Consider the following 11,356-nt stretch of genomic DNA (forward strand, 5'->3'; position numbering starts at 1 on the left):
AATTGAGGAATCCGAAATGTCCAACATGATCCGCCCGGCCCTGAGCCTGCTGGTACTCATGACCCTGATCACCGGCGTCGCCTACCCACTGGTCGTGACTGGCGTCGCCCAAGTCGCCTTCCCGGACCAGGCCAATGGCAGCCTGGTACGCGATGACAGTGGCAAGGTGCGCGGCTCCAGCCTGATCGCCCAGGATTTTACCGGTGACAGCTGGTTCCACCCACGCCCATCTGCGGGCGCTTACGCGACGGTTTCCAGCAGTGCCAGCAACCTTGGTCCCAGTAACCCGGCGCTGGCGACGCGCATCTTCGATGACGCAAACAAGCAACTAGTACCCGGCCAGGGGCCCGTACCTTTGGCGTCGCTGACTACCTCTGGCAGCGGTCTTGATCCACACTTGCCACCACAAGCGATTGCCTATCAACTGGCGCGGGTAGCGGCGGCGCGGAATGTGCCGGTGTCGACCTTGCAGCGCTTGCTCGATGAGCATATCGAAAGCCCGTTGGTGGGGCCGCCGGTGGTGAATGTGCTGGCGCTGAACATGGCCCTGGAAAAGCTGTAACCCGATCAATACCTGAAGGACACTGCCCGCATGAGCGACTCCGGCCGCGCCGATGCCTTGTTAGCCGATCTGCCACGGGACGGCCGTGGCCGGCTCAAAGTCTTCCTCGGGGCCGCACCGGGGGTGGGCAAGACCTACGCCATGCTCCAGGCTGCGCACACTCAGTTGCGCCAAGGCGTGCGGCTGATTGCCGGTGTGGTCGAGACCCATGGCCGCGCCGAGACCGAGGCCTTGCTCAGCGGCCTGCCGCAACAGCCTTTGCTGCGCAGCGAATACCGTGGCGTGATGCTTGAAGAAATGGACCTCGACGGCCTGCTCGCCGCCAAGCCCAAGCTGGTGCTGGTGGACGAGCTGGCCCACAGTAACGCGCCCGGTAGTCGCCATGAAAAGCGCTGGCAAGACATTCAGGAACTGCTTGCCGCCGGCATCAACGTATTCACCACGGTCAACGTCCAGCACCTGGAAAGCCTCAACGACCAAGTGCGCGGCATTACCGGCGTGCAGGTGCGTGAAACCCTGCCGGACTGGGTGTTGCAAGAGGCTGACGAACTGCTGCTGATCGACCTGCCTTCCCGCGAGCTGCTGGAGCGCCTGCGCGACGGCAAGGTCTATGTGCCCGAACAGGCCCGCGCGGCCATCGATGCGTTTTTCACCCAGACCAACCTCATGGCCTTGCGCGAGTTGGCGATGCAAACCGCCGCCGCCCATGTGGATGACGATTTGGCCCAGGGCTATCGCCAACTCGGCCAGGCCGCTCCGGCGGTGCGTGGTCGCTTGTTGGTGGGGGTGGATGGCGATGCACAGGCCGAGCGCCTGGTGCGGCATGCCAGCCGGGTTGCCCAGCGTCGGCATTTGCCGTGGAGCCTGGTGCATATCGATAACGGCCGTGCGCGCGATGAGCAGTCCCGGTTGCGTTTGCAGAATGCTCAGCAACTGGCCGAGCGTCTAGGGGGCGAGGTAGTGCTGCTGCGGGCGGGGGAGGTGGCCAAGACGCTGATCCAGCACGCCGCTGAACGTCGCGCCAGCCTGTTGCTGGTGGGACAGTCGCGGATGCGTTGGCGGCGTCGCTTGTTTGGCGGTGGCTTGGCTGCGCGGTTGTTGCGCAATGCACGCGGCCTGGAAATCAACGTCCTCGACAGCGATGACGTCCCGGCACCGCCGCGCTTGCCGGATGTACGGGGGCTGGTGTGGTTCGACTATGCACTGGCGATCGTAGCGACGGTGGTGGCGGCTGCGGTGGCGTGGGCGGTGTCCAGCGTCTTGCCGCTGCCGAATATCTCGCTGGTGTTTCTCGCCGCCGTGTTGCTGGTGGCGGTGCGCAGTAGTTTGGGGCCATCGCTGGTGTGCGCGGCGTTGTCGTTCCTGACCTATGACTTTCTGTTTATCCCGCCGAATTTTTCCTTCGCCATCCAGCGTGAAGAAGACGTATTGACGCTGTTGTTCTTCCTGCTGATGGCGGCGCTGACTGGCAACCTGGCCGCGCGCCAACGCCGCCAATTGCAGGCGTTGCGCGACACTCAGGAAGAAACCAGCGAGCTGCTCGACCTGTCGCGCAAACTCACCGCTGCCACCGATCGCCAGGCGGTGGTCAGCGCGGCTGCGCATCATTTGGAAGGCTGGAGCGACCTGGACCTGTGCCTGGTCAATCGTGATGGGCAGGGTGGTTGGACGATCGAAACTGGCGGCCCGCTGACCCTCACCGAGGCCGAGCGCGCCGCGGCTGATTGGGCTTGGCAGCATGATCAGCCGGCGGGTATGGGCACCGGCACCTTGCCGTTCGGGCGTTGGTGGTGGTGGCCGTTGTCGGGCGAAGAGGGCCCGCTGGGGTTGCTGGGCGTCAGTCCAAAACCCGGCCTGGAGCTGAGCGGACAACGTCGTCGATTGCTCACGGCCTTGAGCCAACCGCTGGCCCAGGCTCTGGCGCGTGCGCAACTGGCCCAAGAGCTGGAATCCGCTCGATTGCACGGCGAAACCGAGCAACTGCGCAGTGCCTTGCTGGCCTCGGTGTCCCACGATTTGCGCACGCCGCTGACGTCCATGCGCGGTAGCATCGACAGCCTGCTGGCGCTCGGTGAAGCCATCCCGCTGGAGGATCGCCGCGAGTTGCTTGAAGGCACCCGTGATGAGGCTGAGCGCCTGGACCGCTATATCCAGAACTTGCTCGACATGACACGCCTCGGCCATGGCGCGTTGAAACTGGCACGGGACTGGGTGTCACCGGGCGATATCGTCGGCAGCGCCCTCGGCCGTCTGCGTGCGGTGCTGGCGCCGTTGCAGGTGAGCACCGATGTGCCACCTGAGTTGCCCTTGTTGTATGTGCATGCCGCGTTGATCGAGCAAGCGTTGGTCAATGTGCTGGAAAACGCCGCACGTTTCTCACCCCCGCAAGGCCGCTTGCAACTGAGCGCCGGCGTTACGGAAAATCAGCTGTTTTTCGCCGTGGCCGATGAGGGGCCAGGCATTCCCGAGGAAGAACGGGCAAAGATCTTCGACATGTTCTACACCGCCGCCCGTGGCGATCGTGGTGGGCAGGGCACGGGCCTGGGCCTGGCGATCTGCCAGGGCATGGTCGGGGCCCACGGCGGACATATCAGTGTGGCCGACGGTATCGACGGGCGTGGCACCTGCATCACCTTGTTCCTGCCGCTGCCGACACAGCCTGGCCTGGAGCGCGAGGCATGAGCTACCCTGTTTTCTTCACGGATTTTGATGGGACACCATGAGCCAGACCGCGACGATTTTAGTCATTGATGACGAACCGCAGATCCGCAAATTCCTGCGCATCAGCCTGGCCTCCCAGGGTTACAAAGTGATCGAGGCTGGCACTGGCAACGAAGGCTTGGCCCAGGCCGCGTTGAGCAAACCGGACCTGCTGGTGCTCGACCTCGGCCTGCCGGACATGGATGGCCAGCAAGTGCTGCGTGAATTTCGAGAATGGTCGACGGTGCCGGTGCTGGTGCTGTCAGTACGCGCGAGCGAAGTGCAGAAAGTCGAAGCCCTCGACGGTGGCGCCAATGACTACGTCACCAAACCCTTCGGCATTCAGGAGTTTCTCGCCCGCGTGCGCGCCTTGCTACGCCAGGCGCCAGCGGGCGAAGCCCAGGAAGCGGCCTTGCGTTTTGGCCCGCTGACGGTGGACCTGGCTTATCGCCGCGTGCTGCTGGACGGTGCCGAAGTGGCGCTGACCCGCAAGGAGTACGCGGTGCTGGCGCAATTGGCGCGGCATCCGGGGCGGGTGATTACCCAGCAACAATTGCTCAAGGACATCTGGGGGCCGACTCATACCGAGGACAGCCACTACCTGCGCATTGTCGTGGGCCACCTGCGGCAGAAACTGGCAGATGATCCGACCCAGCCGCGGTTTATCGTGACCGAGGCGGGAGTGGGGTATCGGTTGTTGAGTGCTTAGAGTGTAGGCGTCTGGCCGGGCCTCTTCGCGGGCTAGCCCGCTCCTACATTCGACCGAGTTTCTTCAGGCTGTACGCGGTCAACTGTGGGAGCGGGCTTGCCCGCGAAGAGGCCATCAGCAACACCAACTCTTTCAGCTCTGCTCACTTTCATACCGGTCCAACGTATCACTGGCGATTTCCCGCCCGAGCGCGATCAGCTCCGGCGCTTTGTAGAACTCGAAAAACCGACAGACCCGCTTCGGTACGTTGATCAGCACGTCGGGTGGGTAGCCGGCAATCTTGTACTGCGCCAGCGACGTCTGCATCACCTCGAAGCTCTGGTTGATCAAATCCAGCAGTGACGCCGGGCCGACGTTATCGATGATGAACGAGCCGGTCGCTGATTTTGGTGCTCCCGGCTTTTCCGGTGCGGCGGCGGGTTGTTGGGATTCCGGCTCGGCCGACTCCAACCACGGGTTGATCTCCGCCGCTTGGGCTTCTAAGGCTTCCTGCTCCAACTTCATTAATTGTTCGGCCTGTTTGCGGCGAAATGGCAGGTGCGAGCCGAGTGACTTGGCCAGGTTATTAAAGCGGCTCTTGAAGGCGGGCGGGCGCTGGATCACCGGCAGATGGTAGTGCTTCTGGTTGGTGGCGTTGAGGTTGACCGCGATGATCAAGTCGCAATGGCTCGACACCACCGGCACGATGGGCAGCGGGTTGAGCAGGCCGCCGTCGACCAGCATGCGGTTGCCTTGCATCACCGGGGTGAACAGGCTGGGAATCGCCGCGGAGGCGCGCATGGCCTGATGCAGGCAACCTTCCTGGAACCAGATTTCCTGCTGGTTGGTCAGGTCTGTGGCGACGGCGGTGTAGGGAATGCGCAGCTCTTCGATGTTGATCTCGCCGACAATCTTGCGGATCTGCCCGAAGACTTTCTCACCGCGAATCGCCCCCAGGCGAAAACTCACATCCACCAGGCGCAGCACGTCGAGGTAATCGAGGCTTTCAATCCAGTTCCGGTAATCATCCAGCTTACCGGCGGCGTAGATCCCGCCGACCACGGCCCCCATGGAACAGCCGGCGATACAAGCGATGTCGTAGCCGCGCCGCTCGATTTCTTCGATCACGCCGATGTGGGCGTAGCCCCGGGCCCCGCCGGAACCCAGCACCAAGGCAACACGCTTCTTCATGGTCCATGTCCTCCCCAAGGCAGGGTCTCACAATGCACCCATTGAGGGGGCGGCTTCAATCTTCGCAGGCGACCTGCGAAATTTTTCCAGAATAGCCACGGTGCTCGGGTATGCTCTGGTCTGTAGGTACAATCGATTTCAGGCTAAGGACAGGCACTTTTCCATGTAGGCAACGTCTACAACGTACGACTGTTTTTTCTTTTTGAGGTGTCATCGATGAAAGCCTGGATGTGTGTACCTGTGATCATGCTGGCCCTGGCCGGTTGTGCCGGGAAGACCGCATACCGCGACAGCTGCGGCAGCCAATTGGACGCTGCCTGGAAGGAGCTGGATCTGGCCAAGGCTGAAGGCTTTGCTGGCACGGTGAGCTACTCTAAAGCCTTGTCACTGCTGACGGGCGCCAAGACCCAGCAACAGTTTGAAGCGTTTGAAGGCTGCTCCAACAAAGCCGAGAAAGCGCGGTTCTATATTCGTGAGTCTCGCGCCGGGCGTTGACCTGCAGCAGCGAGTAGGATTTTTCATCAGGCAGTGAGGGCAGGATGTCAGCTTTGGTCGATCAGTTAGTCGCTCAGGTCATTGGCCTGGAAGTAGGGTTACTGAGCTGCCAGGCTCGCCTCGCCGCCGTCACCGACGATGAAGCCTTGCATGACCTGCGCACCACCGTGCGCCGTCTGCGCAGCTTGTTGCGCCCCTTGCGGGGGTTGCCAGGGGTGGAACAGCTTGAGTTGGCCGCCAGCACTGTCGGCCAATTGACGACGCCGCTACGTGACCGTGAGGTCCTGGCGGCGTATTTGCACCAGCATGGTCATCACGAGGCCGCCAACCGGCGCCTGCGTCTGCAATCTGAGGCCTATCGTCAGGTAGCGCAAAGCCCGGAGCTTGCGCATTTGCTGCTGATCCTAGATGCCTTTCCGCGTTTCATCCGTGCATCTGAACATCAGAGATTGCTCAAAGGCCTGCGCCCACGCATTGAAAAACGTCTGGCTAAACAATGGCAGAAACTCGGTGAGGCCTTGAAAGACCCTGATCATGACCGACACCGCCTGCGGTTGTTGATCAAGCGGGTGCGTTATGCCGCCGAAGCCTATCCCGAATTGGATAAGTTGCCGGCCAACGCGATGTCGCGGCTGAAAAAAGCCCAGGGTGCTTTAGGAGATTGGCACGATTGCTGGCAATGGTTGGTCCAGGCCGAGCATCAGGCGGACCTGCAACCTTGTGTTGCGGTGTGGCATCGCACCATGGCCAAGGCAGAAGGGCAGGCGGACCGCGTGCTGGACAAACTCAGCGCCGATTGTTTCTAAACCGGTCCGGCTTTTGGCCGGAATAGGCGCTGTACCTGGCTGGCCCGATGGTTAAGATTCCTCACCTGTTTCTTTTGATGTGAGACCGCCATGCGCTTTAGTGATTTGCTCGACGCCGCCCGCAGCAACCCGCTGGATGTCACCATCCCCGCCGAATGGGCCCAGGGCCGCGCGACCTTTGGTGGCCTGGTGGCTGCGTTGCAATACGAGGCCCTGCGCGCCCAGGTGCCTGCCGATCGTCCGCTACGGTCGCTGGCTATCACCTTCGTCGGCCCTGTAGCGCCAGACGTTCCTGCCTGTTATCAAGTCGAAGTGTTGCGCGAAGGCAAGGCCGTCAGCCAATTGCTTGGCCGTGTGGTGCAGAACGGTGAAGTGGCGACACTGGTACAGGCCAGTTTCGGTGCGTCCCGCGAGTCGGAAATCGCGGTTGAAAGCGAAGCGCCGCCGGTGTTCAAACATTGGGATGAATGCCAGGAACTGCCCTATATAAAGGGCGTTACCCCCGAGTTCATGCGTCATTTGGCGATGCGCTGGAGTGTCGGCGGCTTACCCTTTACCGGCAATAAATCCCGAGACATGGGCGGTTGGGTTCGCTTACGCGGCGATGTCAAAGAAGAGCCACTGACTGAGGCGCATATCCTCGCCCTGGTTGACGCCTGGCCCCCAGCCTTGCTGCCGCACCTGAAAAAACCAGCACCCGGCAGCACCCTGACCTGGACCATCGAATTCATCCAGCCCTTGCAGGATCTGACGACCCTCGACTGGTGCCAGTATTACGTCAACATCGAACACGCCCGCGATGGCTACGGCCATGCCGCTGCCGCCCTTTGGAGCCCGGCCGGCGAGTTGATCGCCATCAGCCGCCAGACCGTGGTGGTCTTCGCCTGACCTCAATGTCGGTGGCGCTGCCGCCAGGCGCGCCACCAGCCGCCGCTTAGTACAAAGCGCGGAAAAGTCACGAACTGCTCGACCACCAGGCGCTGCACCGCATCTTTACGGTCACTGAACGGCTCACTAGCCTGGGCTTCCAGGCTATGGCCATGACGCTGCAACGCCAAGCCGGCCAGGATCCCGACCACACCCACGGCAAAACTGGCCAGGCTCAGGCTGAAAACCCCGGACACGATCAACAGAAACCCGATGATGAACAGCGGCACGGCAATCAGGTGCAACGCCAGGTTGGTCGGGTGTTGGTGGTTCTGCGGGTAGTTACGCCATTGCCAGGCGGGGAGATTGGGGTGACGTTTGCCCATGATGGTGAATCCTCTGTCCGTTGAAATAGCATGGAGAGAGTTTAGGTGGGGTTGGGGGGAGGGGCGAATTGGGGCTGGCTATGGGGGTCATAGACTGCAAGCTCCTGCCATGTAAACGACTGCTCGATTTTAAGTTTTTCAGTGAAAGCTGGCGTCGATTCTCTCGACCGTTAATTTGACAAAACTCCCATTCAATTCTGGATGGTCATAATGTATGCCTTCGTCGTTCAGCGATGTGAAGGTGAGAAGTCTCTCGTCACAGAGTTCGCCGTAAAGGATGTAGGAATAGCCAGGATCTATCTTTTCGGCCAACACGCTGCTCGGCTCAGCACGCTCAAGCACATAATCTTCAGGAATGTTTATGGTCAGCTCCACATCATAGAATTTCCCAACTTCTATTTGATAGGGGCAGTAACTAATAAAGCAATTTATGATCGTCCCCTCTATGAGCAGCGTAATGTCTTCTTGTATCTGATCATTGAGTGCTAAAACGCGCACCCGCTTATAGTTATTTGTTGTAAGGTCTGATTGTTTTGTCAGAGGGGTTGCCATTTATCATTCTCCAGAAGTCTTTTCCGCTTTTGGTATGCAGAGTGGTTATATGGCCATTTGTGTTCGATCCTGCAAAAGCAAATTTGGCCTGCCCTGTCCTATTTGTTCCCATGAGTAAAACATAGCCGGTCGTTGGTGTGTCCCTGTACAAATATTGCACAGGCGTACCATTGCTTACGACATGACGTGCAGCGAGTAAATATTCGTGACTATTTCCTACTCGAAATTCAGCCCCGTGCTTTTCGTAATGCTCGTTGAGTTTTTGCTCGTTGGCAAACTCTGTCGGACGTGTTGATACAGAAGGGGGACGGGGTTCACCTCTCGTTGCGGAGATGTTGTCTGATGGCTCTTCTATTCGAGCTCGCGATTTACATGTGACTCCTTCTGGGCAATTACTTAAGCCCAAAGGGTCAATCCATCCCGTCGGATTAGGCACGTAATTGTACGCGTTGATCCCACCCGCCAGCTTTACCGGGTCCGGCGTCAGGTAGCGACCAATATCCGGATTGTAGTAGCGATGGCTGTTGTAGTGCAGTCCGCTTTCCGGGTCGAAGTATTGACCTTGGAAACGCAGTGGGTTGTCGATTTTGTTGATGTCTAGACGGGTGATTTCGCCATAGGCGCGGTAATGGGCGGACCAGACGATTTCGCCATCCTGAGCGGTGAGTTCCTGTGGGGTGCCCAGGTGGTCAAGTTGGTAGTGGTAGTGACTGGTTTCCTTTGGACCGAAGCCTTCCAGCAGCGCCAACGGCCGGAAGGTGTCGGGTTCGTAGAGATAGCTGCGGTGACGGTCTGCGTGGTGTTCGGCGATCAGTTTGTCGCCTTGCCAGAAGAACTCGGTGGTAATGCCATCAACAGTTTTGCTGATACGGCGGCCAAACGGGTCGTAGCGATAGCTGGCGGTCTGGCCGTTGGGTTTTTTAATCCCGATCAGGCGGTGCTGACAGTCGTAGCGGTATTCGGTGACGAGTTGATGGCCTTTGCCGCGTCGTTCGCGGATAAGGTTGCCGAAGGCGTCATAGTCGTAATGATGGTCGCCTTGGATCATCAGGCGATTGCCGGCCACGATGTCCGGGCCCGGGCGGTCTTGCATGAGAACGTTACCAGCCGGGTCGTGGCCGAAGCGTTCCTGCACGTGTTGGGAGTGGTCGGCGCGGGTGAGGCGGTTTAGCGGGTCGTAGTGGTAGTTGTGTTCGCCTTTGCGAGTGTCGAGCACACGGGTGAGGTTGCCGGGTTTGTCGTAGTCGTAATGACGGCGGTACATCGGGCCTTCGGCATCGCCAATGTTTTGGTTGAACAGGCGTCCTTGGTTATCGTGTTGGTAGCTGCTAAGCAGTTTTCCCTGCGCGCGCTGCTGTTCGCGGTCGGCGTTGAATTGGTGTGAGGTCAGTACCGCGCCGTTCAGTTCAACCGTGGAAAGGTGACCACCTTTGTCGTGTTTGAAGGTGAGACGGTTGTTGTCCGGTAGACGTAGTTTTTGCAGCTGACCGCACGTGTCGTAGCCGTAGCGGAGCGTGCCCCAGCCTTGGTGTTCGGCGGTGAGGCGGTTTTGCGTGTCGTACTCGTAGGCGAGGGCCGAATGGCCATCCTCGACACTTAGGAGATTGCCTTGACGGTCGTAGGTGTAATCGACATGGTTGTCGTCGGGCAGGGTTTTTCTTACGAGCCGACCGGCATAGTCGCGCTCGTAGCGGGTAACTAGCTGACTGCCGCCATCGCCGTGTTCGGTCTTTTCCTGCAGGTTACCGTTGAGGTCGTAGAGGTAAGCCGTGCGCTGGCCGTCAAACCCGGTTTCCTGCTGGATCAGGCCGTTGGCGTGATACTGGAGTCGGTAGGTTTCGCCTACCTCGTTTTCGATTTCGGTCAGCAGCAAACGAGTGTTGTCGTAACGGTATTTGACCTGAGTGCCATCAGCGTTGATGCGACGGCTGATCAGGTGCAGGCCGTCGGCGTATTCGTAGCGGGTGACGTGGCCGAGCTCATCGCGCTCGGAGGTGATTTTTCCGTAAGCGTTGTAGCTGTATTCCCGTGTGGCACCGCCGGGCTGAGTCAGTTTAAGCAAGCGGCCTGCGGCGTCCCATTGATACTGGGTCAGCACGCCATGTTCATCCTCGCGCGCAGCCTGCCGTCCAAGGCCGTCATAGCGATAGCGCTTAACGCCGCCATTCGGCAACTGCTCTTCAAGCAACTGACCACGCTCATTCCAGACCAGCCGATGACAGCTGTGATCTGGATACCAAACCTGGGTCAGTTGCCCGCGTTTGTTGTAGCTGTAGTCAGTCGAATGGCCGTCAGGATCGGTCTTACGCGTAACATCGCCCTGTTCATTACGCTCATATTTCCAGAGCGCCTGACCCCGCCTTACAACCCGTACGAATCCATTGTCATGCTCGTAGGATGTTGGCTCATCATCCCCAAGAAACACCGCCACCAAACGTCCAGCTTCGTCGTACTGGTAGGCCGTGATCGCCCCCAACGGATCCTGCTCAACCGTCAGCCTTCCGTTGTCATCGTAGGATTTGAAGTGCTCAGCGCCGTCAGGATCCACCCGCTGCACCAGCCGCGCCCGCTGGTCATGCACATAGACTTCCTGGCTGCCATCGGCGTTTAACACTGTGACCTGGCCGTTATCGTCCCAGGCATACCGCGTGTCCATCTGCGAGAAACTGGCCCAATGGCGGACACATCGCGCGGCCTTGCCAGCTCTTTCCCACTCCCAGAAAAAACTCGCGCCACCGGCCAAGCCACGCTCAAGAATGACGTGCTGCTCGTCGTACCGATAAACCTCGCTTTCGCCTACCGCATTGGTCGCAGAAACCAACCGACCCGCCACGTCATAGGCGTAGGAAACAACGTTCTGCTCTGTCACCCAAACAAACGGACCGTCATCGACGGCCCGCTCAATCTGGTAGTCCACCGCCACAATGCGGCCCGATGCGTAGCGCAAAAACAGCGAACGTCCCACGCCGTTATCCAGCCGCTCAATCTGCCCCAGATAATTCCGGGAAATGCGCAACCGGTTGTCATACGCATCGCTGATCGCCGTCAGCACACCGTCGCGAAAATGGTAGAAGCGCGCCCCTTGAGACAGGACTAACTCATCGGGCAA

General features: G+C 59.7%; 10 protein-coding genes. 6 read left to right on the forward strand and 4 right to left on the reverse strand.

Going from position 1 to position 11,356, the window contains the following annotated elements; translation table 11 throughout:
* The first annotated feature begins 16 nt into the window (after nt 1–16).
* The 3 genes from kdpC to U367_RS0127925 are packed head-to-tail and all read left to right on the forward strand — an operon-like array spanning nt 17 to nt 3,971.
* Entirely contained in the window at nt 17–562 is a 546-nt protein-coding gene (gene kdpC, locus U367_RS0127915) for a potassium-transporting ATPase subunit KdpC (protein WP_028619499.1), read from the forward strand.
* Between the two features lie 30 nt (nt 563–592).
* A complete protein-coding gene (locus U367_RS0127920; protein WP_028619500.1) occupies nt 593–3,244 on the forward strand; it encodes a sensor histidine kinase in 2,652 nt (883 codons plus the stop codon).
* A gap of 37 nt (nt 3,245–3,281) precedes the next feature.
* Nucleotides 3,282–3,971, forward strand: coding sequence for a response regulator (locus tag U367_RS0127925; RefSeq protein WP_028619501.1), 690 nt, complete (start codon nt 3,282–3,284; stop codon nt 3,969–3,971).
* A 132-nt stretch (nt 3,972–4,103) separates the two neighbouring features.
* Here the strand turns inward: U367_RS0127925 and U367_RS0127930 are convergent, their stop codons facing one another.
* Complete coding sequence (locus U367_RS0127930; protein ID WP_028619502.1) at nt 4,104–5,141, reverse strand: patatin-like phospholipase family protein; 1,038 nt, start codon at nt 5,139–5,141, stop codon at nt 4,104–4,106.
* A gap of 216 nt (nt 5,142–5,357) precedes the next feature.
* On the opposite strand from U367_RS0127930, the gene U367_RS0127935 reads away from it, so the two are divergent.
* The 3 genes from U367_RS0127935 to U367_RS0127945 all read left to right on the forward strand — a co-directional run bounded on the left by U367_RS0127935 (nt 5,358) and on the right by U367_RS0127945 (nt 7,330).
* The gene (locus tag U367_RS0127935; protein WP_003172685.1) at nt 5,358–5,636 is read left to right on the forward strand and encodes a hypothetical protein; all 279 of its coding nucleotides are present in this window, start codon (nt 5,358–5,360) and stop codon (nt 5,634–5,636) included.
* Nucleotides 5,637–5,680: 44 nt separating this feature from the next.
* Nucleotides 5,681–6,442, forward strand: a complete 762-nt coding sequence (locus tag U367_RS0127940; RefSeq protein ID WP_028619503.1) for a CHAD domain-containing protein — start codon at nt 5,681–5,683, stop codon at nt 6,440–6,442.
* Between the two features lie 90 nt (nt 6,443–6,532).
* Entirely contained in the window at nt 6,533–7,330 is a 798-nt protein-coding gene (locus U367_RS0127945) for an acyl-CoA thioesterase (RefSeq protein WP_028619504.1), read from the forward strand.
* 2 nt (nt 7,331–7,332) lie between these two features.
* On the opposite strand, the gene U367_RS0127950 is transcribed toward U367_RS0127945, so the two are convergent.
* From U367_RS0127950 to U367_RS01000000130360, 3 genes are all read right to left on the reverse strand, one after another.
* Complete coding sequence (locus U367_RS0127950; protein WP_010566540.1) at nt 7,333–7,695, reverse strand: Mpo1-like protein; 363 nt, start codon at nt 7,693–7,695, stop codon at nt 7,333–7,335.
* A gap of 138 nt (nt 7,696–7,833) precedes the next feature.
* Complete coding sequence (locus U367_RS1000000131940; protein ID WP_154670149.1) at nt 7,834–8,247, reverse strand: hypothetical protein; 414 nt, start codon at nt 8,245–8,247, stop codon at nt 7,834–7,836.
* On the reverse strand, nt 8,204–11,356 hold a 3,153-nt coding region (locus tag U367_RS01000000130360; RefSeq protein ID WP_032864544.1), incomplete at its 5' end, for an RHS repeat-associated core domain-containing protein. The genes U367_RS1000000131940 and U367_RS01000000130360, both read right to left, overlap by 44 nt.

The sequence above is a fragment of the Pseudomonas canadensis genome (assembly GCF_000503215.1).
Lineage (GTDB): Bacteria > Pseudomonadota > Gammaproteobacteria > Pseudomonadales > Pseudomonadaceae > Aquipseudomonas > Aquipseudomonas canadensis.